This is a genomic window from Salinarimonas sp. NSM, from assembly GCF_052380005.1.
Classification (GTDB): domain Bacteria; phylum Pseudomonadota; class Alphaproteobacteria; order Rhizobiales; family Beijerinckiaceae; genus Salinarimonas.
Genome location: NZ_JBQTCJ010000001.1, coordinates 157,716 through 182,448, shown reverse-complemented (window position 1 = coordinate 182,448; position 24,733 = coordinate 157,716). Strand labels below are relative to the sequence as shown.

General features: G+C 70.7%; 28 protein-coding genes and 1 tRNA gene. 13 read left to right on the top strand and 16 right to left on the bottom strand.

Annotated features, from left to right (window positions below; translation table 11 throughout):
• Positions 1-4: 4 nt before the first annotated feature.
• The 8 genes from ACTZWW_RS00930 to ACTZWW_RS00895 form a co-directional block, all read right to left on the bottom strand.
• Entirely contained in the window at positions 5-619 is a 615-nt protein-coding gene (locus tag ACTZWW_RS00930; protein WP_444779044.1) for a DNA-3-methyladenine glycosylase I, read from the bottom strand.
• Positions 616-1,443: a MipA/OmpV family protein gene (locus ACTZWW_RS00925; RefSeq protein ID WP_444779043.1), complete on the bottom strand. Its 828-nt coding sequence runs from the start codon at positions 1,441-1,443 to the stop codon at positions 616-618. The genes ACTZWW_RS00930 and ACTZWW_RS00925 overlap by 4 nt, the downstream gene beginning before the upstream one ends.
• 70 nt (positions 1,444-1,513) lie before the next feature.
• Complete coding sequence (gene ygfZ / locus ACTZWW_RS00920; protein WP_444779042.1) at positions 1,514-2,404, bottom strand: CAF17-like 4Fe-4S cluster assembly/insertion protein YgfZ; 891 nt, start codon at positions 2,402-2,404, stop codon at positions 1,514-1,516.
• Positions 2,405-2,587: 183 nt separating this feature from the next.
• Complete coding sequence (gene mmsB / locus ACTZWW_RS00915; RefSeq protein WP_444779041.1) at positions 2,588-3,478, bottom strand: 3-hydroxyisobutyrate dehydrogenase; 891 nt, start codon at positions 3,476-3,478, stop codon at positions 2,588-2,590.
• On the bottom strand, positions 3,475-3,858 hold the full coding sequence (locus ACTZWW_RS00910; RefSeq protein ID WP_444779040.1) for a DUF5367 family protein: 384 nt from the start codon (positions 3,856-3,858) through the stop codon (positions 3,475-3,477). Before ACTZWW_RS00910 ends, mmsB begins: the two co-directional genes overlap by 4 nt.
• A gap of 14 nt (positions 3,859-3,872) precedes the next feature.
• Positions 3,873-4,889 (bottom strand): DUF1828 domain-containing protein, encoded by a 1,017-nt coding sequence (locus ACTZWW_RS00905; protein WP_444779039.1) that lies wholly within the window; start codon positions 4,887-4,889, stop codon positions 3,873-3,875.
• Between the two features lie 359 nt (positions 4,890-5,248).
• Positions 5,249-6,538 carry a UDP-N-acetylglucosamine 1-carboxyvinyltransferase gene (gene murA / locus ACTZWW_RS00900; RefSeq protein ID WP_444779038.1) on the bottom strand — a complete coding sequence of 430 codons (1,290 nt, stop codon included), beginning with the start codon at positions 6,536-6,538 and terminating at the stop codon, positions 5,249-5,251.
• Between the two features lie 85 nt (positions 6,539-6,623).
• Positions 6,624-6,794 carry a hypothetical protein gene (locus ACTZWW_RS00895; protein ID WP_444779037.1) on the bottom strand — a complete coding sequence of 57 codons (171 nt, stop codon included), beginning with the start codon at positions 6,792-6,794 and terminating at the stop codon, positions 6,624-6,626.
• A gap of 211 nt (positions 6,795-7,005) precedes the next feature.
• Between ACTZWW_RS00895 and hemA the strand changes: the two genes are divergently transcribed.
• From hemA to ACTZWW_RS00845, 10 genes are all read left to right on the top strand, one after another.
• Complete coding sequence (gene hemA, locus ACTZWW_RS00890) at positions 7,006-8,235, top strand: 5-aminolevulinate synthase (RefSeq protein ID WP_444779036.1); 1,230 nt, start codon at positions 7,006-7,008, stop codon at positions 8,233-8,235.
• Positions 8,236-8,384: 149 nt separating this feature from the next.
• Positions 8,385-8,459: transfer RNA gene (locus tag ACTZWW_RS00885), tRNA-Thr, on the top strand.
• Positions 8,460-8,739: 280 nt separating this feature from the next.
• Complete coding sequence (locus tag ACTZWW_RS00880) at positions 8,740-9,750, top strand: hypothetical protein (RefSeq protein WP_444779035.1); 1,011 nt, start codon at positions 8,740-8,742, stop codon at positions 9,748-9,750.
• 200 nt (positions 9,751-9,950) lie between these two features.
• Positions 9,951-10,289, top strand: a complete 339-nt coding sequence (locus tag ACTZWW_RS00875; protein WP_444779034.1) for a hypothetical protein — start codon at positions 9,951-9,953, stop codon at positions 10,287-10,289.
• Between the two features lie 22 nt (positions 10,290-10,311).
• Positions 10,312-10,761: a host attachment protein gene (locus ACTZWW_RS00870; protein ID WP_444779033.1), complete on the top strand. Its 450-nt coding sequence runs from the start codon at positions 10,312-10,314 to the stop codon at positions 10,759-10,761.
• 150 nt (positions 10,762-10,911) lie between these two features.
• Positions 10,912-11,280 carry an SPW repeat protein gene (locus ACTZWW_RS00865; RefSeq protein WP_444779032.1) on the top strand — a complete coding sequence of 123 codons (369 nt, stop codon included), beginning with the start codon at positions 10,912-10,914 and terminating at the stop codon, positions 11,278-11,280.
• Between the two features lie 44 nt (positions 11,281-11,324).
• Positions 11,325-11,744, top strand: a complete 420-nt coding sequence (locus ACTZWW_RS00860; protein WP_444779031.1) for a CBS domain-containing protein — start codon at positions 11,325-11,327, stop codon at positions 11,742-11,744.
• Between the two features lie 27 nt (positions 11,745-11,771).
• On the top strand, positions 11,772-12,221 hold the full coding sequence (locus ACTZWW_RS00855; RefSeq protein ID WP_444779030.1) for a DUF2267 domain-containing protein: 450 nt from the start codon (positions 11,772-11,774) through the stop codon (positions 12,219-12,221).
• 263 nt (positions 12,222-12,484) lie between these two features.
• A complete protein-coding gene (locus ACTZWW_RS00850; RefSeq protein ID WP_444779029.1) occupies positions 12,485-13,084 on the top strand; it encodes a universal stress protein in 600 nt (199 codons plus the stop codon).
• Between the two features lie 354 nt (positions 13,085-13,438).
• Complete coding sequence (locus tag ACTZWW_RS00845) at positions 13,439-13,894, top strand: c-type cytochrome (protein WP_444779028.1); 456 nt, start codon at positions 13,439-13,441, stop codon at positions 13,892-13,894.
• A 62-nt stretch (positions 13,895-13,956) separates the two neighbouring features.
• On the opposite strand, the gene ACTZWW_RS00840 is transcribed toward ACTZWW_RS00845, so the two are convergent.
• The 5 genes from ACTZWW_RS00840 to ACTZWW_RS00820 all read right to left on the bottom strand — a co-directional run bounded on the left by ACTZWW_RS00840 (position 13,957) and on the right by ACTZWW_RS00820 (position 18,389).
• On the bottom strand, positions 13,957-14,568 hold the full coding sequence (locus tag ACTZWW_RS00840) for a helix-turn-helix domain-containing protein (RefSeq protein WP_444779027.1): 612 nt from the start codon (positions 14,566-14,568) through the stop codon (positions 13,957-13,959).
• A gap of 355 nt (positions 14,569-14,923) precedes the next feature.
• Positions 14,924-15,376 carry an Hsp20/alpha crystallin family protein gene (locus tag ACTZWW_RS00835; protein WP_444779026.1) on the bottom strand — a complete coding sequence of 151 codons (453 nt, stop codon included), beginning with the start codon at positions 15,374-15,376 and terminating at the stop codon, positions 14,924-14,926.
• A gap of 224 nt (positions 15,377-15,600) precedes the next feature.
• Positions 15,601-16,887 (bottom strand): TRAP transporter large permease, encoded by a 1,287-nt coding sequence (locus ACTZWW_RS00830; RefSeq protein ID WP_444779025.1) that lies wholly within the window; start codon positions 16,885-16,887, stop codon positions 15,601-15,603.
• Positions 16,884-17,396, bottom strand: coding sequence for a TRAP transporter small permease (locus ACTZWW_RS00825; RefSeq protein WP_444779024.1), 513 nt, complete (start codon positions 17,394-17,396; stop codon positions 16,884-16,886). Before ACTZWW_RS00825 ends, ACTZWW_RS00830 begins: the two co-directional genes overlap by 4 nt.
• Positions 17,397-17,408: 12 nt before the next feature.
• Positions 17,409-18,389 carry a TRAP transporter substrate-binding protein gene (locus ACTZWW_RS00820; RefSeq protein ID WP_444779023.1) on the bottom strand — a complete coding sequence of 327 codons (981 nt, stop codon included), beginning with the start codon at positions 18,387-18,389 and terminating at the stop codon, positions 17,409-17,411.
• Between the two features lie 190 nt (positions 18,390-18,579).
• On the opposite strand from ACTZWW_RS00820, the gene ACTZWW_RS00815 reads away from it, so the two are divergent.
• The 3 genes from ACTZWW_RS00815 to ACTZWW_RS00805 are packed head-to-tail and all read left to right on the top strand — an operon-like array spanning position 18,580 to position 20,881.
• Positions 18,580-19,425, top strand: coding sequence for a 3-keto-5-aminohexanoate cleavage protein (locus ACTZWW_RS00815; protein WP_444779022.1), 846 nt, complete (start codon positions 18,580-18,582; stop codon positions 19,423-19,425).
• Entirely contained in the window at positions 19,422-19,799 is a 378-nt protein-coding gene (locus ACTZWW_RS00810; protein ID WP_444779021.1) for a TIGR04076 family protein, read from the top strand. The genes ACTZWW_RS00815 and ACTZWW_RS00810 overlap by 4 nt, the downstream gene beginning before the upstream one ends.
• Complete coding sequence (locus ACTZWW_RS00805) at positions 19,796-20,881, top strand: aldo/keto reductase (protein ID WP_444779020.1); 1,086 nt, start codon at positions 19,796-19,798, stop codon at positions 20,879-20,881. The genes ACTZWW_RS00810 and ACTZWW_RS00805 overlap by 4 nt, the downstream gene beginning before the upstream one ends.
• Positions 20,882-21,016: 135 nt before the next feature.
• On the opposite strand, the gene ACTZWW_RS00800 is transcribed toward ACTZWW_RS00805, so the two are convergent.
• From ACTZWW_RS00800 to ACTZWW_RS00790, 3 genes are all read right to left on the bottom strand, one after another.
• Positions 21,017-22,597, bottom strand: a complete 1,581-nt coding sequence (locus ACTZWW_RS00800; RefSeq protein ID WP_444779019.1) for an ABC transporter substrate-binding protein — start codon at positions 22,595-22,597, stop codon at positions 21,017-21,019.
• 174 nt (positions 22,598-22,771) lie between these two features.
• Positions 22,772-23,878, bottom strand: coding sequence for a M24 family metallopeptidase (locus ACTZWW_RS00795; protein WP_444779018.1), 1,107 nt, complete (start codon positions 23,876-23,878; stop codon positions 22,772-22,774).
• Between the two features lie 103 nt (positions 23,879-23,981).
• On the bottom strand, positions 23,982-24,728 hold the full coding sequence (locus tag ACTZWW_RS00790; RefSeq protein WP_444779017.1) for an N-formylglutamate amidohydrolase: 747 nt from the start codon (positions 24,726-24,728) through the stop codon (positions 23,982-23,984).
• Between the last annotated feature and the right edge of the window lie 5 nt (positions 24,729-24,733).

Below are 24,733 nucleotides of genomic sequence, written 5' to 3'. Positions count from 1 at the left end.
CGCCTCAGCGCGCCTGCGCGAGCGCCGCGCAGGCCGCGTGGCGGCAGCAGCCGACGAGGTGGTCGTTGGTCATGCCGGTCGCCTGCATGAAGGCGTAGACGATGGTGGGGCCGCAGAAGCCGAAGCCTTCGGCCTTGAGCGCCTTCGACATCCGCTCCGCCGCGGGCGTCTGCGTGGGGGCTCCCGAGCGCGTGCGCAGGTTGGGCTGCACGGGGCGCCCGTCGACGAAGTCCCACAGGAAGGTGGAGAAGGAGCCGCGCTCCTGGATCGCGAGCCAGGCCCGGGCGCCGCGGATCGTCGCCTCGATCTTGGCGCGGTTGCGCACGATGCCGGTGTCCGCCATCAAGGCGGCGACCTTGGCTTCGTCCCATCGCGCGATCGCCGCGGGCGCGAAGCCGTCGAAGGCCTCGCGGAAGCGCGGGCGCTTCCTCAGGATGGTGATCCACGACAGGCCCGCCTGGAAGCCGTCGAGGATCAGCTTCTCGAACAGCGCCCGGTCGTCGTATTCCGGCACGCCCCATTCGCCGTCGTGGTAGGCGACGTAGAGCGGGTCGGTGCCCGGCCACCAGCAGCGGTCGTGCCCGTCCGCGTGCCGGACGAGCGAGCCGTCGGCGTTCACGAGCGCGGCCCGAAGGGCGACACGTCGAAGGAGTAGGACAGGCCGATGCCGGCCCCGAACTGGTCGCGCGAGCCGCGGAAGCGCACCAGCGGCGCGTCCGCGACGTCGCCCATCAGGCGATCGTAGCGGGCGTAGCCCATCGCCGTCCAGGACTGGGTGAGCGCCACCTGGGCCGAGCCGAGGAGCCCGATCGAGCGAAGGCCCGCGTCGGGGTCGTAGACCGGCAGGCCGGAGCGGGCGGACTGGACCGGCGTCACGCCGAAATAGGTGTCCATGTAGTCGTCGCTCGCGAGCCGCACGCGCGGGCCGACCGAGAGTGTCCAGGCGGGCTCAGGGCGCGCCACCCAGTCGACGCCGAGATCGGCGAGCACGCCGTCGTGGCCGTTGAAGCCGCGGCGCACGTCGACCGACAGGCGCAGCACGTCCGAGGCCCAGATCTCGGCGAAGACGCCGATCTCGCCCGCCCACTCGACGTCGCCGAGCCCGCGCAGGTCGTTCGACTGGTCCTCGTCGCGCGCGCCGCGGAAGCCGCCGGAGACGCCGATGCGCAGGCGGTCGTGCTGGAGGAGGCCGAGCCGCAGCCCGTCGTCTGGGGCCTTCCAGGTGGAGCGCGTGCCGGCGCGGCGCACGGAGAAGATCGGCAACGGCCGAAATCGCATCTCGTCCGAGCCCTCGAACACCGGCACGGCGGCCCCGCGCGCGCCGATCGTCACCGTCCAGTCCCCGCGCAGGAACTCCAGCGCGGAGGCGGGCGTGGCGGCGAGGCCGACGACGGCCGCCGAGAGGGCGGTCGCGGCGAGGAGCGCGAGCGGGCGTGCGGGCATGGGTGCGGGTCTCCGGAAACGCGACGCGGGGAGAGATCAAGAGGATTGGCGTAGATCCGTCAAGGATTCGTTAAGTGGCCGGCTCGCCACCGGCCGCCACGACTCCCGGCGTCTCGAAGGAGACGAAGCCCGGCCGCTCCAGCGTGAGCCCATGCCCGCCCGCGGTCAGCGGCGTGCCGGCGGCGACGGCGTCGGCGGCGCGGTCGAGGCGCACCATCACGAGCCCGCGACCAGCGGCCGTGCTTCCCGTCGTGCCGATCGTGCGCTCCCCGGCGAGAATCTCCGTTCCCGACGCGGGGGCGACGCCGTCCGCATAGCGCGCCGGCAGGATGCGGGTGCGCGCCGTGCCGCGGTGCTGCATGCGCGACACGACCTCCTGGCCGACGTAGCAGCCCTTGGCGAAGTCGACGCCGGCGAGCTGGTCCATCAGCGCCTCGTGCGGGAAGGTCTCGCCGAAGGCGAAGTCGCGCCCGCCCTCCGGCACGCCGAGCGCGATGCGCCGGGCGTGGAAGGCGTCCTCGGTCGCATCCTCCAGCGCCGCCGCGTCCGCGGCGGGGACGATCGCGCGCCAGCCGAGCGCGGGCAGGCGCGGGTCGGGGCCGGCGGCGACGCCCTCGCCCGCAGGCGGCGGCGTGTCCCAGCCGGCGAGCACCGCGCGCTCCGCCGAGCGGTCGGCGATCGCGACCTTGGCGCGCAGCTTGTAGAAGCCGAGCCGCTTGGCCAGATCCGCCGCCTGCGCTGCCGGCGCGTCGAGGAGCAGCGTCGGCCCCTCTGCGCCGGCGACGCGGTGGATGACGAAGTCGAACAGGATCTTGCCCTGGGGCGTCAGCAGCGCCCCGAAGAGCGGCGGCCCGTCCGCCCGCTCGTCGATGTCGCAGGTCACGAGCCCGTCGAGGAAGGGCGCGGCCTGCGGCCCCGAGACCTCGATGACGGCGCGGTCGGCGAGATGGACGACGGGCATGGGCGGGGCTCCAGGGCGTGCTGCGGCGACGCTTCGGCACCTCGATCTAGGCGGTCGCGGCCGCGGTCTCAAGACGGGCGAGCCCCGATGGTGCCGCCCGCGACCGCCTCACCCGCGATCGCCTCAGCTGCGATCGCCTCACCCGCGACCGCCTCACCCGCGACCGCCTCACCCGCGATCGCCTCACCCGCGATCGCCCATGCCGCGCAGCCACTCGACGATGGCAGAGAAGTCGCGCCCGCCGTTCCCCTGGCCGGCGAACAGCGCGTAGAGCTGTGCCGCCTCGGCGCCGAGCGGCGTCGCGGCGCCGGCCGCGTTCGCGGCGGCCTGGGCGAGGCGCAGGTCCTTGAGCATCAGGTCTGCGGCGAAACCCGGCGCATAGCCCTTGTTCGCCGGCGAGGTCGGGACCGGCCCCGGTACCGGGCAGTAGGTCGTCAGCGACCAGCATTGCCCCGAGGAGGTCGAGGCGACGTCGAACAGCGCCTGGTGCGAGAGCCCGAGCTTCTCGCCGAGCGCGAAGGCCTCGGCGACGCCGATCATCGAGATGCCGAGGATCATGTTGTTGCAGATCTTCGCCGCCTGGCCCGCGCCCGGCCCGCCGCAATGGACGACCTTCTTCCCCATCGCCTCCAGCACCGGCTTCGCCCGCGCGAACGCGTCGTCCGAGCCGCCGGCCATGAAGGTGAGCGTCCCCGCGCTCGCCCCGCCGACGCCGCCCGAGACCGGCGCGTCGAGCGAGAGGCAGCCCTGCGCCTGCGCCAGCGCGTGCGCGGCGCGCGCGCTGTCGACGTCGATCGTCGAGCAGTCGACGAGGAGCGCTCCTTCCGCGCAGGCCGGGAGGATCGCCTCCCAGACCACCTTCACGTGACGCCCCGCGGGCAGCATCGTCACCACGACCTCGGCCTGCGCCACCGCCTCCTCGGCGCTCGCCGCGACCGCGGCGCCGGCGGCACGCGCCGCCTCCTGCGCCGCCGGCGAAAGATCGAACCCGACGACGGCGTGCCCGGCCCTCACGAGGTTTCCGGCCATCGGCGCGCCCATGTTGCCGAGCCCGATGAAGGCGATCGTGGTCATGACGTCTCTCCCCGTCCGTTTCTCGTCTCGATGGCGAGCGCGCCGATCAGCGCGAAGCCCGCCACCCACAGCATCCACGAGCCGAAGACCTTGTCGAGGGCCGGATCGAGGGCGGGGAAGAAGACCGCGAAGTGCGACGTCACCGCCGCCATGACGAGCAGGAGAGGCGTGAGGATCAAGGCCGCCGCGCGCACGGCCCGCGTGCGCGGACGCCCGGAGATCCATGGGGTCGCGAGGCCGATCCCGAGCCCGAGCACGCCGCCGGCGACGAAGTTCGCCTGGAAGGCCTCGGTCCCGTCGAGGAAGAACAGCGGGCCGGCGTAGGCGAAGAGGGCGAAGAGGGCGACGGTGAGGAGGAGGCCGAGAAGGAGGGGGCGCATGGGGGCGATACAAATCAAAGGCTGCTCTTCTTTGGAATCCGAAGGCTACGTCGCATAAGTTCTATGGATTCGCGTTCGTCCATTCGAAAAATCGGCATCACGACACCTCTGTTTTGAGCCCGCTGGTAATGTCGAGAGCTGATAATTTTCGGGTTCTGATTTTCCAGGAGAGCAATGACCTCCAGATCGTTGCGTTCGAGCCGCATCAATTCCAGGCGTAGAAGAAGCGCCTCATTCAACTTTTCGTTGGAACTGACGAGGTACACTGCTCCGACGCTCGATTGAGCAAGCGAGGCGTTCGGCCTGATCACGATATCTGCAGGAAAATCATGAAGTTCATCGTTAACTGACACGTTTTGATCGATGTTGGCTGCATGTCCCATCAGTTCCTTAACAGCGATGAGTGCATCCTCGCGGAATGTCGATCGAACGAAATTTCTGGTCAGAAGCTCCAGATCGCGCACCCTAATGAGGCCGGACAGAAAACCCACGCATCTCTCACCCACCTGATCTGCCGGAAATGGAAGCGTCCGAATTTCATAGGTTTCTCTATCCCAGTAGGCACCGCAGCCGTCGAGGATCGAATCAAGCAGTTGACCTCTCGTCCCTTGGTCGATGGCGATGTCGCTGGCGACGAGGTGCGAAAGATAAGAACCGTCGTCCTCCAAGGAGGCAAGATCTTCATCGAAGGACAGAAAGAAGCCGATACGATCGCCAGAATCGTCAGCAAACGTCGAGCCCACAGCAAAGCCGGATGCGGTCGGCGTAACTGTGAAGCCCGTGCAAAAGGTTTTGCAGAGCATCTCTTGAAGTTCTTCAGGGTGCATCGAGGTCCAAGCTCCCCTGCTGTCCGTCGTGCATTCTGAAAAAAGCTCGCGCTGCCCGCCAGAAGGACGTGAGAGTCCATGCGCTCGTTCGTCTGTGCCTATGGCCGCCCGGGGGAAAACGTTCCAATCCACCAAAGCTCGTCGGCCCGGTCTCGACGCCGCTTCGCAGACAATCGGCGTGCGCGTGAACGCCAGGATGGTCACTGTGGTACTCGAAACGGCACACCACCGATGCGCCTTGTCCATCGATCAGGATAAGTGAAGCCTTGAAGTTGCCCCGGCGAGGATTGCACTCCGACAAGAGCACGAAGTCTCGATCTACGGATCGCGCTCGAACCGATCTCCACTGCCAACCCGCTCGCATCGGCTTCGTTCGTGCGTAGACTGCCGAGTGCTTCGGGGGCAGGTCTGTCGCGCTCCAACCCGTGTCCGACACCGGTTCTTTTCGCTCGCGGATCAATGTCCTGACACGCATCCCCCGCCCCTGGTCAGCAGGCTACCCACGCGCCATCTTCAATTGGTCCCGCCATATTGACAAGCGCCGATCGACCCGGATCCTCTGATCACCCCCGCACCCGCTCCACCTGCGCCCCGCAGCGCGTCAGCTTCGCCTCCAGCGCCTCGAAGCCGCGGTCGAGGTGGTAGACGCGGTTGATCGTGGTCTCGCCCTCGGCGGCGAGGCCGGCGATGACGAGGGAGACGGAGGCGCGCAGGTCGGTCGCCATCACCGGCGCGCCGCGCAGGCGCTCGACGCCCTCGATCGTCGCGAGGTCGCCGTCGAGCCGGATCTTCGCGCCGAGCCGGGCGAGCTCCTGGACGTGCATGAAGCGGTTCTCGAAGATGGTCTCGCGGATGCGCGAGGTGCCCTTGGCGCGGCTCATCAGCGCCATCAGCTGCGCCTGAAGGTCCGTCGGGAAGCCGGGGAAGGGCTCCGTCGTCACGTCGACGGGGGAGAGCCCGGCGCCGTTGCGGGTGACGCGGATGCCCGCGTTCGTCGGCTCGATCGTCACGCCGGCCCGGACGAGCGTGTCGAGCGCGCTCTGGAGCAGCGGCGCGCGGGCGTTCTCGAGCAGCACGTCGCCGCCCGCCATCGCCACCGCCATGGCGTAGGTACCGGTCTCGATGCGGTCCGGCAGCACCTCGTGGCGCGCGCCGCCCAGCCGCGGCACGCCCTCGATCACGATCGTCGGCGTGCCGGCTCCGGAGACCTTGGCGCCCATCTTGTTCAGGCAATCGGCGACGTCGACGATCTCGGGCTCGCGCGCGGCGTTCTCGATCACCGTCGTCCCGTTGGCGAGGACGGCCGCCATCATGGCGACGTGGGTGCCCGACACCGTCACCTTAGGGAAGGCGATCTCGGCGCCCTTGAGGCCCTTCGGCGTGCGTGCCACGACGTAGCCCGCCTCGATCTCGATATGGGCGCCCAGCCGCTCGAGCGCGAGGATCAGGAGGTCCACCGGCCGCGTGCCGATGGCGCAGCCGCCGGGCAGCGACACCCGCGCCTCGCCGAAGCGCGCGACGAGCGGCGCGATGACCCAGAACGAGGCGCGCATGCGCGAGACGAGCTCGTAGGGCGCCGTCGTATCGATGATCGTGGAGGCGCACAGCCGCAGCGTCTGCCCGGTCTCGGCGGACTCGCCGGGGCGGCGGCCCACCACCGTGTGGTCGACGCCATGATGGCCCAGGATGCGCAGGAGGAGCTGAACGTCGGCGAGCCGCGGGACGTTGGCGAGCTCGAGCGTGTCACCCGTCAGCAGGCTCGCGATCATCAGGGGCAGCGCGGCGTTCTTCGCGCCGGAGATCGGCAGGACGCCGGTGAGCGGGGCGCCGCCCGTGATCACGATACGATCCATCGATTGTCTCTTCCCACGTGCGGGTGCGCGGTCGCGCACCGATGATTCTGGGGCTCATGGTTGAAGGAAAGGTAACACGACCGTGTCAATTTTCGGACCGCGGGTCCGGGTCGGGCTCCCGCTCCGCCGGAGCCGGCGCGACGGCGTCGTCCCGCACGGTCTCGCCGGCGGCGCGGGCGCGGCTCTGCGCCTTGCGGCGCTTGAGGTTCTCGCGCAGCGCCGCCCTGAGGCGCGCGGCGCGCTCGTCGTCGGCCATGCTCGTCCTCCGTCGGCGGGCGGCGCGGTCGGCTCGGGCCGCGGAAGACCGTCGCAACCCCTGCCACGGCGCCGCACCCGCCCTGGATCCCCGTGTCCTGCGGCTATATTAGCCCTGGACGGTTTGATCAACGTCAAGGCAGATAGCCGAGAAACGAGGCTCAATCGTGCCGGCTCGCATCCCCCGCGTCCGTTCGTCCCCCGGTGAGATCATGGACTACACGCACTATTTCGAGAGCGCCGTCGCCTCCCTGAAGACCGAGCGGCGCTACCGCGTCTTCGCGGACCTCGAGCGCATCGCCGGCCGCTTCCCGCGCGCGACCTGGCACGGCGCGCCCGGCGGCCCGCGCGAGATCACCGTGTGGTGCTCCAACGACTATCTCGGCATGGGCCAGCACCCGGACGTTATCGCCGCGATGGCGGACACCGCGCGCCGCTGCGGCACGGGCGCCGGCGGCACCCGCAACATCTCCGGCACGAGCCACCCGATCGTCGGGCTCGAGCGCGAGCTCGCCGACCTGCACGGCAAGGAGGCGGCCCTCGTCTTCACCTCGGGCTACGTCTCGAACCAGACCGGCATCGCCACGATCGCCAAGCTGATCCCCAATTGCCTGATCCTGTCGGACGCGCTCAACCACAACTCGATGATCGAGGGCGTGCGCGGCTCCGGCTGCGAGAAGAAGATCTGGCGCCACAACGACCTCGCCCATCTCGAGGCGCTGCTGCGCGAGGCCGGCGACCGCCCGAAGCTGATCGTCTTCGAGAGCGTCTACTCGATGGACGGCGACGTCGCCCCGATCGGCCGCGTCTGCGACCTGGCGGAGCGGTACGGCGCCATGACCTATCTCGACGAGGTGCACGCGGTGGGCATGTACGGCCCCCGCGGCGCCGGCATCGCCGAGCGCGACGGGGTGATGAACCGCGTCGACGTGATCGAGGGCACGCTCGGCAAGGCCTACGGCGTGCTCGGCGGCTACATCGCCGGGCGCGGCGCCGTGATCGACGCGGTGCGCTCCTATGCGCAGGGCTTCATCTTCACCACCGCGCTGCCCCCGGCGATCTGCGCCGCGGCCGCGGCCTCCGTGCGCCACCTCAAGCAGTCGCGGACGGAGCGCGAGGGCCAGCAGCGCCAGGCGGCGCGCACCAAGGCGGTGCTCGTCGAGGCCGGCCTGCCGGTGATGCCGACGCCCACCCACATCGTGCCGGTGATGGTGCGCGACGCGGAGGCCTGCAAGGCGGCCTCCGACCGGCTGCTCGAGCGCCACGGCATCTACATCCAGCCGATCAACTACCCCACCGTGCCGCGTGGCACCGAGCGGCTGCGGATCACGCCGACCCCGCTCCACGCCGAGGCCGACATCCGGCACCTGCGCGACGCGCTCGTCGAGGTCTGGACGGCGCTGGGCCTGCCCTTCGAGATGCGGGCGCAGGCGGCGGAATGAACGCGGCGCGCAGCCGTTCCGCGGGATGGCTGCGCGCCCCTTCCTCGCCGCCTTTCATCGCCCTTCTTCGCCCCTTGCGTCCCCGCCCCCGATCCTCTATGCACCCCTCGACGCCGCCACGCCCCTTTCGGGGCGCGTGCCCCGCGTTCGCTGCCGTAGCTCAGTGGTAGAGCACTCCCTTGGTAAGGGAGAGGTCGAGAGTTCAATCCTCTCCGGCAGCACCAGGTTTCCTCCTTCGTGTCGATGACCCGACCGCGTGCTGGACGCGGTGGGCATCTCGTGCTTCGGAACGATGCACGGGCATGGCGTCCCGCTCCGAGGAAGAGCGGTGGGCTCGATGAGCGGCCAGCGTGGCAGGGGACGATCCGCCCGCCGACGCGGCCCCCGGTTGACATTTCGCAACCCGACACGAGCGCTTCTCCGGCACGCTGGCGCGCCGCCCTCTCCCGCCTCGGATCGTCCGCGCTCATGCCTCTCGCCTCGCTCCCACGCTCGGCGCCTACGGTGGCCGCCGACGACCCGCCGCTCTCCGCGAAGGCGCGCTTCCTCTCGCGCCCGGGAGCGTATGCGCACCGGCCGTCGCGCGTGGACGTGATCGAGACGACGCTCTCCTTCGTCTTCCTGGCCGGGCCGCGGGTCTTCAAGCTGAAGAAGCCGCTCATCTCCTCGGTCTTCGATTTCTCGTCCGTCGCGAAGCGCGAGACCAATTGCCGCGCAGAGGCGGCGCTCAACGCGCGCCTCGCAGAGGGTGTCTATTTCGGCGTCGTCCCGCTGACGCGCGGGCCCGGCGGGCTCGCGATCGGGGGCGAAGGCGAGGCGGTCGACTGGCTCGTGGTCATGCGCCGCCTGCCTGCGAGCCGCATGCTCGACCGGACGATCCCTGCCGGACGCGTGACGAGCGGCGAGGTCGCGGCGCTCGGCGAGCGGCTCGCGGCCTTCTACGCCACGGCGGAGCGCCCGCCGGCCTCGCCGTCGCTGTACCTGGAGCGGTATGCGAGGCATATCGCCGAGGCGCGGGCGCTGCTGCGCGAGCCGGTCGTCGCGGACGAGCGCGCGCCTTTCGCCCTTGCGCTCGCGCGCCTGGAGGCGCGCCTCGCCGCGGACCGGCCGCTGCTCGAGACCCGCGCGCGCGGGGGCGTCCTCGTCGACGGCCACGGCGACCTGCGCCCGGAGCACGTCTGCCTCACCGACCCGATCGTCGTCTTCGACTGCCTCGAGTTCTCGGACGACCTGCGCATCGTCGATCCGTTCGACGAGATCGCCTACCTCGGGCTCGAATGCCGACGCCTGGGCGCGCCCGCGATCGGGCCGATGATCGAAGCGGCGGTGACGACACGGCTCGGAGACAGAGTATCCCCACGGCTCGTCCGGCTCTACATGGCGGCGCGGGCGCTGCTGCGCGCGCGGCAATGCCTCGCGCATCTCTCGTCCCGGCGACGGCGCCGCGCTCGCGCGTGGCGGCCTCTGACGCGAACCTATCTCGCCATCGCCATGGAGGCGCTGGCCGACACCTGAGCCTGCAGCGGCTCGCGCCGCCGTCGATGTGCGCCGCGACCCACGCCGCCTCGGGGATTCCCCTGCGCTCCCGAGGACGTCTGCGCAGCGGGTACTCGAAAAAACCCGCCGTCGCCGTTGACACTTCTCAATCGCTCGCGCCGCGATCGACCTGAACATGCGCGTCGAGCCGCATGGTGGCTCGCATCGGAGTTCCGATCATGAGCCACGTCGATCTTCATGCCGCCGTTGACCGTGCCGAGCGTCTGGCCGACGATGCCCGCGAGGTCGCCGAACGGGTTGCTCGCGAAGCGGCCGAGGCGGCCCGCGACGCATACGAGCGCGGCGCCGCCGCCATCCGCGGCGAGCCGCCGCCGTACCGCATCGAGCGCGCGATCCGCGATCTCGAACGCCGCGCGCATGCTCCGATGGAGCAGCACCCGGTCGTCTCGCTGCTCATCGCCGGTGCGGTCGGCTTCGGTCTCGCGAGCCTGGTCCATGCCGCACGCGACTGGTCGAGGCGCGAGCCTCCCCCGACTCGGCGATGGTTCGCCGAATGACGCCCAGAAGGGATGACGCCCCATGTCGGACATCGCGCTCCCCGCCGGTGCTCTCGTCCTCGTCGCGGACGCGAGCAAGGGCCTCATCCTGCGCAACGACGGCGTTCATCTCGCGCCGCGCCTGTCGATCCTTCGTGCCATCGAAGCCCCGGCGAACCCGCCGGCGCGGGCGCTCGGAACCGACGCGCCGGGGCGCACGCGCTTCGGAACGCGCAGGGCCGCGATGCAGGAGGTCGATCGTCACGATCGAGCCGAGAACGCGTTCGCCCGCGCGCTCGCTCTCGCGATCGACGAGGCACGGCGCGATCTCGGTGCGAAAGCAGTCGTCGTCGTCGCCCCGCCGCGCTTCCTGGCCGCGCTTCGGGACAGACTTCCGGAGGAAACCCGCCGCTGTCTCGTCGGCGAGGACGACCGCGATCTCGTCGGGCACCCGATCGCGGCGATCGAGCGGATCTTCGCACCGTCGTCATGAGCGCGGCCGCGCTCGCGACGATCGCCGTGCAGCAGGCGCCGCCGCCCCTCGTTGACGGATGTCAATCGGCGGCAGGTGCGGCCCGCTATACTGACACGCGCCGCGGCGGTCGATCCGAGCGTGGCTCGGATGCCGCGGGAGGAGGGTCCTATGCGCAGCATCACCAATGCCACCGAGGACACGACGCTCAATGTCGTGACCGGGCTTCTCGGGCTCGCCCTGTTCGTCTCCCCGTGGGTGCTCGGCTACGCCGACATGTCGCCCGCCTTCGCCAACGCGCTGGTGTGCGGGGCCGCCATCACGATCCTCGCCTTCATGGCGGTCCAACGGGCGGCGGATTGGGAGGAATGGATCAATCTCGCCGTCGGGCTCTGGGTGGCGGCGAGCCCGTTCGTCCTCGCGTTTTCGGCAGGAAGCACGGCCCTGTGGACGCATGTCGTCGTGGGGCTCACGGTCGCCGTCCTCGCCGGGATCGAGCTCGCACGCATCTATCGGGCGCCGGTCTCCGGTGCCCGATGAGAGGACACCGCCACGCTGCCTCGAACGGACATCGGGAGGCTCTCATGAACATCGAACGTGTGATGCACGAAGGCGCCGACACGATCACGCCGGAGACGCCTGTCGCGGCGATCGCGGCACTCATGAAGACATCGGACATCGGCGCCTTGCCGGTCCGCGAGAAGGATCGCGTGGTCGGGATCGTAACGGATCGCGATCTCGCGATCCGCGCCTTGGCCGACGGCCGCGACGTCTCTCGGCTGACGGCTCGGGACGTCATGACGGCGGACATCGTCTCCTGCCGCGCCGACCAATCCATCGAGGATGCGATCCACGTCATGGAGGAGAAGAAGATCAGGCGCATGCCGGTGGTCGACAGGGACGCACGCCTCGTCGGCATGCTCGCGCTCGGCGACATCGCCCATCACGTCTCGCGCGAGCTCGGCGGCGAGCTGCTCCACGCGGTCGCGGCTCCGCACCGGTGAGGGCAGGCTCGAGCGGAGGAGAGCGGAATGAGCGCGACGGAATTGGACGTGATCGACCGCACGGTCCACGCGACGCACGTCTGGCTCGACGAGATCACCGCCGAGCTCGGTCCCGATCGGCGGGTCGCGTGGCACGTCCTGGGGGCGGTGCTGCACGCCGTGCGGGATCGCCTGCCGATCGAGCTCGCGGTCCACTTCGCCGCCCAGATGCCGCTCCTCGTGCGCGGGCTCTACTACGACCGTTGGCACGTCCGGCGCGATCCCGAGCCCGTGCGGAACGCCGCCGCCTTCCTGGAGCACGTGGGCGCCGGCCTCTCGACGATCCGCCCGGTGGATCGCGTCGAGGCGTGCCGTGCCGTCTTCGGCGTCGTGAACCGGCGCGTCACGCTGGGGCAGATCGAGAATGTGCGCGATGCTCTGCCCAGTGAGGTGCGTGCGCTCTGGCCGGGTCTCGACGGGCGGGACGCGGCGAGATGACGGACATCCGTCGGAGGGATCGCACGATGAGCTACGCGTCCATACTCGTTCATGCCGAAGCGACGACGAGCGCGGACGAGCGGGTCGCGCTCGCCGCCGACCTCGCTCGCCGCTTCGACGCGCTGCTCGTCGGGCTCGCCGCGGCAGCACCACGCCCCCCGCCGACCGACGCTTTCGGGGGTGTCGCGCTCGCCGGCGAGTTCGTCGACGCTGCGCTCCGAGCGATCAGGGACGATCTCGCCGGTGCCGAGGAGGCGTTTCGGATGCGCGACGACCTCGAAGGGGTGACCATCGCGTTCCGGCGCTTCGTCGAGCGCCCGATCGCAGCGCTCGCACGCGAATGTCGCGCGGCCGACCTCGTCGTGGTCGGGCGCGATCCGTCGCCAAATCGCGCTGAACGATGGTCGGCGCTGGATCCCGGCGACGCGGTCCTGGCGGCGGGACGTCCGGTCCTGGTGGTGCCGACCGGCGTCCGCGTCTGCGCGGCGCGCACCATCGTGCTGGGCTGGAAAGATACGCGCGAGGCCCGGCGCGCGCTTCTCGATGCCGTGCCGTTCCTTCGATCGGCAGAGGCGGTTCACGTCGTCGGCATCGCCGAGGGCGTCGACCTGCCGACCACCCGGGTCGCCGTGGACGACGTCGTCCGCCACTGCGGGCGCCACGGCATCCGCGCGCACGGAAAGGCGCGACCGCTGATCGGGGACGCCGTCGCCGACGATCTCGTGCTCGAGGCCGTCGAAGCCGGTGCCGATCTCATCGTCGTCGGTGCCTGGGGTCGTATGCGCTTGCGAGAGTGGGCTTTCGGCGGCGCCACGCACGATCTTCTCGCGCGTGCGCCGATGCCCGTGCTCCTGTCACATTGAGGCGGCGCCCGGCGCTTCCGACCCGCGCGCGGCCGGCGCGACACCAGGGACCGCCGGAGCCCCTCGAAGCGGATGGTGCCGTCGGCGCGGCTCGAGCGAGGGGCGAGAGATCGCTCGTCGAAAGGGATGCGCCTTCCCACGACTGCCGCGTTCGCTCTGCTCCTCGATTTCTCGCGTCCTCGCGGAAACGCCCCGCGGAGGAGTGCTCACCGGTCACGGACGGGGTCTTTCGGCCGGCGAGTGTCTTTCCCGCCGGCCTTCGTCCGAGTGGCGTGCTCTTCCCTGACAATTGTCAACGGACGCCATCGGGACTGCCGCATGCTCCCCCCTCCATCTGGCGGAGGAGGAGCAGTCATGCGCAACAGAAACTCGGTTCTCACGGCCGTGCTGGCCCTCGGCCTCGGCTTCTCCGTCCCGGCGAGCGCCGAGGAGGAGATCGTCGGCAGTGCCGAATTCATGACGAGCTGTGCGTCGTGCCATGGCGTCGGCGGGCACGGTGACGGTGCTCTCGCCGCCCATCTCGATCCGAAGCCCACGGACCTCACGCGCCTCGCCGAACGGAATGGAGGCGAGTTCCCGACGCTGAGGGCGTTCCAGGTCGTCGACGGGCGCGCGGTGGTGAAGGGCCACGGTGATCGCGCCATGCCGGTCTGGGGTGCACGGTATCGCGACGAGATCGCGCCTTCCGGGTCGCTCGACGAGCGCCGGGGTGCGGAGCCCTTCGTGCGTGCGCGGGTAATGGAGTTGGTCCATTACCTCACTGCGATCCAGGAGCCGCGTGGGGAAACGCTGCTCCCCACGGACGAGTGAGCCGGAGCAGGTGCAAAGCGCCGGCTCGCCGATGCGTGAGCGAGCCCGGCGCGGTACGCCCGTCAGCGTTCCGCGCCTGCGCTCTCGCCGGGGCTCTCACGGCAGAGCGCTCGAAGGAGCTGCGGCCGGCGAATGACGATCCGGCTGGGGTCGGGTACGGCGACGACACCCTGCGCCCTCATGCGCGAGAGGCTGCGACAGACCGTCTCGACGGTCAGCCCGAGATGATCCGCGATATCCGCACGCGACATCGGAAGATGGACCACCGGCTCGGCGGGTATCGGGCGGAAGGCGCGCTCCGCCAGGCTCAGCAGGAAATGTGCGAGGCGTTGCTCCGCCCGCTCGTGGAGGAGGACGAGGAGCTCCTCGTTGAGCGCGCAGCTCTCGGCGGCGAGGCGGTCGATGAGGTCCGCGCGGGCTTCGGGCGTCCGGGCGGCAGCGAAGAACGCGCGCCGCGTCGTGCGCTGCACGAGCACGCGGGTGAGCGCTACCGCCGTGAAGCGATAGACGTCCGGGGCGCATAGACCGATCGTGTCGCCGGCCCCCGGGAAGCTCGCGACGAGCCGACGGCCGTCCGGGAGGTAGCGCTCCAGACGGACGAAACCGGACACGATCCGAAACACGGTCTCGGCGGGCTCGCCGGCCCACAGCAGGACCCGTCCGGGTGCGAACATTTCCGGCGGCCGCCCTTCGAAGGCCGCAGAGCGATCGATCGGAACGGCAGGCGACGGCGCGCGCTCTGCCCGGATCTTCTGTTCCCCACCCATGAGCCGTCTCCGACGAGAGCACTGCGTTCGGAGCGGAAGGGTCGGCAGCAGCATGCCGTTCCCCAGGGGTCGAGCAGATACGTAGGACGTCGGCACATTCCGAGCCGCTACCCGCAGCACGAGACGAGCGGAACGACCGAGAGGTCGCACAGGCGGCCCGCGACGAGGATGCACGGCCCCCGCTGCCTCGTGGGATGAGCGGTCGCAGACGGCGCTCCGCCCGGTCCCCGGGCGGAGCGCCTCCCGTTCCCGGCGGGCGATCTCAGCCGGCGCGGATCTCGACCGTCTTCGGCGCGACCTTCGCCTCGGCGGGCCTGGGCACGCGCACGGTGAGGACGCCCTCCTTGAACGACGCCTCGATCGCGCCCGGGTCCGGCTCGAAGGAGAGCGGTACGCGGCGCACGAATACGCCGTAGCTGCGCTCGAGCAGCCAGCGCGTCTCGTCCTCGTCCTCGCGCTCGTCCTTCTTCTCGCCACGGATGACGATCCCGCCGTCCGCGGCCTCCACCGTGACCGCCTCGCGCGGCACGCCGGGGAGCTCCGCGGTTATCGTCACCACGTCGTCCTTCTCGGCGACGTCGAGCGCGGGGAATCCGCTCTCTCCGAAGAACGCCGGCAGGCTGCGGCCGACGCGGCCGATCAGCCGCTCCATGTCGCGCTGAAGCGCCGTCAGTGGTGCGTCGTCACGGCGGTTCGTGGGTAGGGGACGTCTCATCGCCGAAGCCTCCTTCTCGCCGCACGCCCGCTCCGCAACGGCCGGAGACGGCGCGCCGAGCCCGAGCGTGCCGCAGCGACGCCCTGCTGCGGTTGATCTCCCTCAACCGAGGCTGCGTCGTTGGACGACCCGTCGCGGACGGCGTCGCCGGGCGGCTCGCTCGTGCCGGTCTGCTGCGTAGACCCTCGCCACGATGGAGGACGTCACGGCGCCCCCGCGCCGAATCAGTCGATGAAGCCGGCGAGGCGCGGCAGCCCGAGGCTCAGCGTCGGGAACGCGGTCAGCGCCGCGAGCGCGAGCGTGAGTGCGAGCCAGGGCATGAAGGCGCGCCGGGCCACGGCGACGAAGGGGCGCCCGGCCACCATGGCGGTGACGAAGAGCGTCGCCCCGAAGGGCGGCGTGATCAGGCCGATGGCGCAGTTGAAGACGATGATCACCGCCATCTGGTGCGGGTCGATGCCGAAGGCGCCGCCGAGCGTCGTCAGCACGGACCCGAGGAGCAGGATGAGCGCGATGCCCTCCACGAACATGCCGAGCAGCATCAGCACGACGTTGATCGCCACGAGGAACGCGAGCTTCGTCGTGAGCACGCTCCCCATCCAGGCGGCGAGCCTGTCGATGTCGCCGCTCGTCGCCGCGAGCCAGTTGAGGATGTTCGCGGTGGCGACGAGGAGCAGGAGGCCGGCGGAGAACGTCGCGGCGCGCACGAAGATCGCCGGCAGCATCCGCGGCTTCAGCTCGCGATGGACGAGCATGCCCACGGCCATGGCGTAGACGACGGCGGTGCCGGCCGCCTCCGTGGGCGTCATGATCCCGCCGATGATGCCGCCGAGGATGAGCACCGCCATGCCGATCGCCGGGATCGCGGCGACGAAGGTCGTCCCGACGCGGGCGGCGGAGAACGGCTCCACGACCGCCGCCAGCTCCGGCTTGCCGCGCGCGTGCCGCCACGCCACGACCAGCAGGAGGACGCAGGCGAGGAGCCCCGGCACGACGCCGGCGAGGAAGAGGGCTCCGACCGAGAGGTTGTTCTGCACCGCGATGATCACGAGCATCAGGCTCGGCGGGATGATCTGCGCCAGCGTCGCGGAGCCGGCGATGAGCGCCGCGGCGAAGTCGATGTCGTAGTTGCGCTTGCGCAGCTCCGCCTGCAGCACCGTCGTGACCGCGGCGGCGTCGGCGCTGCCCGAGCCGGACATCGCCGCGAGCGCCGTCGAGGCGACCACCGCGACCATGAGCAGCCCGCCACGGACCCAGCCGACGAGCGCGCTGGCGAGGTCGACGATCCGCCGCGACAGGCCGCCGGCCTCCATCAGCAGCCCCGAGAGGACGAAGAACGGGATCGCGAGGAGCGTGAAATTGTTGATGCCCGTGTAGAAACGGTGCGCGACGACCACGATCGGCACGTCGACGAAGACGAGGACGTACAGCGCCGCGACCGAGCCGATGGCCAGCACGATGGGCACGCCGAGCGCCATCAGGACGAGGAAGGCGAGGGCGACGACGATCATCGCGGATGCTCCCCGTCGACGTGATCACGGCGATCGAGACCCGGCGCGAGGCAGCGCACGGCCAGCTCGATCCAGAAGTAGGCGACGCCGATCGGGATCGAGACGTAGATCCACCACATGGCGATCTGCAGCGTCGGCGCGCGCTGGCGGGCGCCGAGCTCGAGGAGCGCGAGGCTCCCCCACATCAGCATGCCGAGGAAGACCGATCCGGCGAGGAGGACGAGGAGCCGGCGTGCGCGCTCGAGCGCCGGCGAGAGCCGCGAGCCGACGAGGTCCACCGTGAACAGGGCGTCCGCGCGGCAGGCGAGGCCCGCGCCGAGGAGCACGAGCCAAACCTGCGCGAAGGTGGAGATCTCCACCGCATCCGCGATGGGGAAGGGCAGGAGGTAGCGCCCGACGACCTGCACCGTGATCGCGAGAACCATGATCGCGAGGCAGGCGACGGTCGCCGCCTGCAGCACGCGACGGAGCACCCCGAGGGCGCGCAGGGCGACCGATCCGACGCTCACGATCGTGCCGGATCAGCGCGCCGCACGGATCTCGTCGAGCCACGTCCGCTCGAAGTCGCTCTTCAGGAACTCGGCGTAGACGCCGTCGACGGCCTCCTGGAAGGGCTCGCGCGGCGGCGTCGTGACGGTCACGCCCTGCGCCTTCAGCTCGTCGAGGAGGCGCGCGTCGCTCTCCTTCCAGCCGTCGATCTGGGCGCGGCCGACCTCGCGGCCGACCCGCTCGAAGATCGCCTTGTCCTCGTCCGACAGGGCCTGGAAGGCGGCCTCCGACATGACGATCGGGTTCGAGTAGAACAGCCAGCTCACCTGGGCCCAGTAGGGCGCCACCTCGTAGAAACGGGCCGTGTAGTAGTTGGTGTTGGCCGCGTCGCCACCGTCGACGACGCCGGTCTGGAGCGCGCCGTAGACCTCCGGGTAGGCGATCGCCGTGGCGTTCGCGCCGAAGGCGGTGAAGGTCGCGACGTGGACGGGGTTCTGCACGGTGCGGATCTTGGCGCCCGCGAGGTCGGCCATGCTCTCCACCGGGAACTTCGTCATGATGTGCCGCGGCCCCGACGTCATCACGCCGAGCACACGCACGCCGCTCTGCGCGGCCACGTCGACGAGCGCCTCGAAGAAGGGGCCGTCCAGCACCTCTTCGTAGTGGTCGAAGTCGCTGAAGAGGAACGGCATGTTCAGGAGGTTCATCTCGGGTACGAGATTGGCGAGCACGGCCGCGGAGGGCGGCGCCACGTCGATCGTGCCGAGCTGGATACCCTCGACGACCTCGAGCTCTCCGCCGAGCTGCGAGTTCTCGAAGATCTCCACCGCGTAACGCCCACCGGTCTCCTCGGCGATACGATCGGCGAACATCTGTGCGGCGACATGGTTCGGGTCGTCGATGGCGGAGAAGTGGGCGAAGCGGAGCGTCTCCTGCGCGGAAGCAGGCCCGGACATCGCGGCGAACGCCATGCAGGCGATACTGAGAGCGCAGCGCACAGGGGTCAGTTTCATGGGTCGGCCTCCCGTCCTCATTCGTGTGCCACGGTTCGCGGCGCACCGATGAGGCACGGAAAGCGAGCAGTCGGCAAGAGCGGTTTTGCGAATTTTTGTGCGCACGAACCCGCGTGATTCATGGCAGATATCTGCCCGGGCGCCGTCGGCCGTCACCGGCGGGGCGAACGCAACGAAGGAGCTCCTCCAGGTGAAGCCCTGCATCATCTGCGTCGCGATCACCGGCTCGCTGCCGAGGAAGCGAGACAACCCGGCGGTCCCGATCACGGTCTCCGAGCAGGTGGAATCGACCCACGAGGCGTTCGAGGCCGGCGCGTCGATCGTCCACGCTCACGTGCGCAACGACGACGAGACGCCATCGTCCGATCCCGAGAGGTTCGCGCGCCTCAAGGAGGGCGTCGAGCGGCATTGCCCGGGGATGATCGTGCAGTTCTCCACCGGCGGGCGCTCGGGCGCGGGCGAGGCGCGCGGCGGCATGCTGGGCCTGCGCCCCGACATGGCCTCGCTCTCGGTCGGCTCGAACAATTTTCCGACCCGGGTCTACGAGAACCCGCCGGACCTCGTCGACTGGCTCGCCGCCGAGATGCGGACCCACGAGATCAAGCCGGAGGTCGAGGCCTTCGACCTCTCGCACATCCACCAGGCGGTCGCGATGAGCCGCGACGGCCGCATCCCGGGCAGCCTCTACGTCCAGTTCGTGATGGGCGTGAAGAACGCCATGCCCGCCGACAAGGACGTGTTCGACTACTACGTCCGCACCGTCGAGCGGCTCGCGCCGGACGCCGAGTGGTGCGCGGCGGGGATCGGTCCGCACCAGATCACGCTCAACGCATGGGCCGTCGCCGCGGGCGGGCACGCCCGCACCGGCCTCGAGGACAACGTGCGCCTCGACCGCGAGACCCTCGCCCCCTCGAACGCGGCGCTGGTGCGGCGGGTCGTCGAGCTCTGCGAGCGCCACGAGCGGCCCGTCGCGACGCCCGCGCGGGCCCGGGCGATGCTGGGGCTGCGCCCCGGGCCCGCGGGGGCCGGATCATGAGCGCGGACGAGACGGGGTTCTGGCTCTGGGACCTGCGCGTCGAGACCGTGCTCGGGGACCGCCCGCCGGTCTGCCGTCACGTCGTGGGCGAGAGCTTCCGCGTCGTCGGCGAGACGCTCGTCTTCGAGCCGGGGCAGGCGGTGTCGATGTACGCGCTCGCGGCGCTGATCCCGCTCCTGCCGGCCAAGCAGCGTGCGACCGACGCGCACGACTGGATGACGACCGACGCCGAGATCGCCTGCCCCGACCCGCATTGCGGCGGGCGGTTCCGCATTCACCGCGAGGGCCGGCGCTGGTTCTCGCACGCCGGGACGACGGGCCTGCCCGCGGCGCGGGGCGTCGCCTGGTGGCGCGAGGAGGACGAGGAACGATGACGACACCCAATGTCGAGACCGCGCCGCTGGCGGGGGCGCACGCGATGTCCCGCGTGATCAGGGGCGGCTGGCAGCTCGCCGGCGATCACGGCCCGGTCGACCCCGCCGAGGCCGTCGCGCAGATGGAGGCCTTCCTCGACGCCGGGATCACGACGTTCGACTGCGCCGACATCTATCGCGGCGTGGAGGAGATGATCGGCGCCTTCATCGCCGACCTGCGCCGCCGACGCGGACGGGAGGCGGCTGACCGGGTGGTCGTCCACACCAAGCTCGTGCCCGACCTCGGCCGGCTCGCCGACATCCGCCCCCACGAGATCGAGGCGATCGTCGACCGGTCGCTGGCGCGCTTGCGCATCGAGCGGCTGCATCTCGTCCAGTTCTTCTGGTGGGACCTCGGCGTCGGCGATCCGCAGGCGGCGCTCGCGGTGCTGGACGCCTGCCGCCGCAAGGGGAAGGTCGGGGCGATCGGCGTCACCAACTGGGACAGCGGACCGATCGCGCGCTTCCGCGCGGCGGGCGTCGACGTCGTCTCGGCGCAGGTGCAGTACTCGCTGCTCGACCGCCGCCCGGCGGGCGGGCTGGCGGACTGGGCGCGGGCGCACGACGTGGCGCTCCTGTGCTACGGCACGCTCGCCGGCGGCTTCATGACGGACGCCTGGCTCGGCCGTCCGGACCCCGGCTTCGCGCACGAGAACCGCTCGCTCGTCAAGTATCGCCTGATCATCGACGAGTTCGGTCCCTGGGACATGTTCCAGGAGCTGCTCGCCACGCTGCGCGCGATCGCCGATCGCCACGGGGTGTCGATCGCGTCGGTGGCGACCCGCTGGGTGCTCGACCAGCCGGGCGTCGCCGCCGCGATCGTCGGCGCACGCTACGCCCGCCATCTGCCCCGCACGCTGGAGGTCTTCGGCTTTTCCCTCGACGAAGGCGATCTCCGGGCGATCGACGCGGTGCTCGCGCGGGCGCGAGGCCCCGCCGGTCCCGTCTACGGGCTGGAGAGCGACCGCGACGGCCGCCACGGGCGCATCATGAAGTACAACCTCAACACCAATGCGAACGACGCGGTACACGGTGCCCTCTAGCGTCTCGCGTCCTCGCGTCGGGTCGCCCCAGAGCGGCCTGCGCTCGGCGCGGACGATGCCCGAGCCCGAGAAACGAACGGCGCCGCGCGGGGGGAGCGGGGCGCCGCTTCTCGTGTACTCGTGGATCGGTCGGTCTCAGTTCACGGCGAAGTACTTGATCCGTGCCTGGTTGTCCGGGTCGACGTCGATCTCGTAGTTGTCCTTGATCGCCCAGTTGAGCACCTGGTGATGAATCGGGATGTACACGGCATCCTCCTTCACCATCTGCCACATGTCGGCGATCATGGCGTCGCGCTTCTCGATGTCGATCTCCCGGGCGATCCCCTGGATCATCGCGTCGAGCTCGGGATTGGAGTAGCGCGTGTTGTTCCAGCTGCCGTACGCTTCCGTACGGGTGTGGTAGAGGAAATTGAAGATGTACTCGGAGTCGTAGCTCGGCACGCCCCAGCCCAGCATGTAGAAGTCGCTCTCGAGGCCGTTGACCATCGGGAAGAACTGCGACTTCGGCATGGCCTGCAGCCGCGCGTCGACGCCGATCTGCGCCAGCATGCCGACGACGCCCTGGCAGATCGCCTCGTCGTTGATGTAGCGGTCGTTGGGGCAGTCGAGCTGGACCTCGAAGCCGTCCGGCCAGCCGGCCTCGGCGAGGAGCGCCTTCGCGGCCTCCCGGTCGGGCGCGGGATAGGCGTTGAGCTCCTCGCTCCAGCCGGAGACGAAGGACGGCATGATCACGCCGGCGGGCAGCGACTGGCCGCGCATGACGACGCGCTGGATCGCCTCGCGGTCGATCGCCATGCTCATGGCCCGGCGCACGCGCACGTCCGCCATCGGGTTCTCTGCGCCGCCGCGCTCCAGCGTCTCGGCCACGTTGAGCCCGAAGAAGACCGACCGGTTCTCGGCGCCGGTGGCGACCGAGAGGCCCGGGACCTGGCGCACGCGCTCGATGTCCTGAACCGGCACGTCCTGCACGAAGTCGAGCTCGCCCGAGATCAGCGCCGCGACGCGCGTCGCGGGATTGGAGATCGGGGTGAAGACGATCTCCTCGACGTCGACGGGGAAGGTCTCGAGACCCCAGTAGGCGTCGTTGCGGCGCATCACGGTGCGGGTGTCGAGCTCGCGCGAGACGAGCTGGTATGCACCCGTGCCGTTGACGTTGACGGCGGCGAAGGTGACCTCGCCGGAGGCGACGTCCTGTGGCGTCGTGGCGCCGTTCGCCTCGACCCAGCCCTTGTCCATCATCAGGATGCTGACGAGCGCGGTCGGCAGGATGGGGTTCGGCCCCTTGGTGACGATCTCGACCTGATGAGGCCCCGTGGCGCGGACCTCCTCGACGGAGGCGATCAGCCCGCGCATCTGGCTCTTCGGCGACATCGCACGCTCGAAGGAGAACACGACGTCCTCCGAATCGAAGGTCGCGCCGTCGTGGAAGGTGACACCCTCGCGCAGGTCGAACACCCACACGTTCGGCTCGCCCTCCTTCATGCGCCAGGCGGTGGCGAGCGTCGGCTCCAGCTCGCCCGTGGGCGCCCGCGAGACGAGGGGCTCCATCATCTGCGACTGCAGCATGATGGTGACGCCCTCGTTCTGGGCGTGCGGATCGAGGGTCATGGCGTCGCCGGCGAGACCCCAGCGCAGGGTCTCGGCGCTCGCCGCGGTGGAGAGCAGCGCGAGCGCTGTTCCCACGAGGAGTGTGCGCCTCAGGAATGCATGCTTCAAGATCGTTCCCCTTCTCGGCTCGCCGGCTCTCCCGGCCCCATGGGCCGCGCGGCCGGCTTCGTGCCGCGGATCTCATGCGATCTGCGAACACTTGTGCGCGCCAGCTAAGCAGCCGGGCGCGCGCTTGCCAACCGGGATTTCGCGCACGTCGGGCCGCGAAGGCGCGCCCCGGCCTCAGCCGATCCGGCGCGCGGTGCGTGGCAGCGCCGAGAGAACCCGCGGGCCGTCCTCCTCCAGCACGACGATGTCCTCGAGACGGATGCCGAACCTGCCCGGCAGGTAGATCCCCGGCTCGATCGAGAACACCATGCCGGCCTCCAGGATCGTCTCGGACGTGGCCGTGAGATAGGGCGGCTCGTGCACCTCGAGCCCGAGCCCGTGCCCCGTGCGGTGGACGAAGAACTCTCCGTAGCCCGCCTTCTCGATGACCCCGCGGGCGGCGGCGTCGACCGCCTTCGCCGGCACGCCGGGCCGTGCCGCGGCCATGGCCGCGACGACCGCCTCCTCGACGATCGCGTGCACGTCCGCATAGCCCTGCGGGCCGTCGCCGAGGATCGCCATGCGGGTCATGTCGCTGGCGACGTGGGCGAGCGGGCCGCCGAGATCGATCACGACGGCGTCGCCCTCGCGCAGCGCGCGGTCGCCGGTCGAATGGTGCGGGAAGGCCCCGTTCGGCCCGCTCGCCACGAGCGTGAACGACCCGGAGACGCCGTTGCGGGCGAATGCGTCGCGGACGACGGCCGCGACCTCCCGCTCGGTCATGCCCGGACGCATGGCGTCGAGCCCCGCCTGCAGGGCGGCGTCGGCGACCGCCGCGGAGCGGCGCAAGGCCGCGATCTCTTCGGCGTCCTTGATCGCGCGCAGCGCGCCGACGGTCTCGCTGGCGAAGGCGCAATCGAGGGAGCCCAGCGCCCGCAGGAGCGCGAGGGCGGCGTCGGCCCGCGCCGTCTCGTCGAGCGAGAGGCGCGCGCCGGCACCCGCGCCGCAGGCCTCGAGCGCCGCGGCGAGGGCGCGGCCGGGGCCGTCCTCGTCCTTCCACGTGACGCACGGCAGGTCCGTGTGGGCGCGCATGTCCTCGGCGTTGACGGACGGGACCACGACCGCCGCCGCCTCGCGGCCGACGAGGACGAAGGTCAGGCGCTCGTCGGGATGGGGGTGCCAGCCGAGCAGCCAATGCATGTGCGCGCCGGGAGCGAGCGCGACGAGGTCCACGTCGCGCGCCGCCATCGTCTCGCGCAGGCGGGCGATTCGCGCGTTGGCCGAGGGGGTGCCTTGGGGCATGGGTCGGTCTCGCTCTTCGGTGGCATCAGGATGATCCGTGCGCCATGCGTACACGGGTGCGCGGCAGGTGGGAATCCGTAGGGGCGCCGTGCCCGCCTTGCGATCAACGCACGCTGTGCAGGAGCGCCTGCGCGACGCGGTCTGCCCAGCTCTCGACGCCCGCGGGGTCGCCGACGAGGTCGTTGCGGATCTCGAGCAGGACCGCGTCGAGCCCGCGGGCGTCGCCGTGGACGGGGATCGTGTAGTCGGCGCCGTCGATGCGGTAGGGCTCGTTGGCCGCGATCGTCTCGCTCGGGCCGCCGAGCGCCGCCAGCAGCCGCTCGCCGAAGGCGACGGCGCGCCCGTAGAGGACGCCGGCGAACCACGGCCTCACGAAGCCGTCGAAGACCGGCGTGAACGTGTGCACGCCCACGACCGTGCTGCGGACGCCGCGGGCGGCGCGGGCGTCGAGGAGGGCGGCGGCCGCATCCTGGAAGGGCGTGAAGATCCCGGCGATCCGGCGCGCCCTCTCCGCGTCGGAGAGATCCTGGTTGCCGGGGATGCGCGTCGTCTCCGAGACGGTCGGCATCAGCGTCGGCGAGGAGAGCGGGCGGTTGCAGTCGACGAGGAGGCGCGAGTAGCCGCCGAGCACGAGCGGCGCGTCGAGCCGGCGCGCGAGGCCGCGCGCGAGCTCGGCGGCGCCGATGTCCCAGGCGATGTGGCGCGAGAGATCGGGCTCGTCGAGGCCGAGCCCCGCATAGGCGGGAGGGATGAAGCGGGAGGCGTGCTCGCACAGGAGCACGATCGGCGAGGAACCGCCTTCGTTCTCCACCGTGACCGGCGGCGGATCGCGGAAGAGGCCGTCGTCCATGCCGT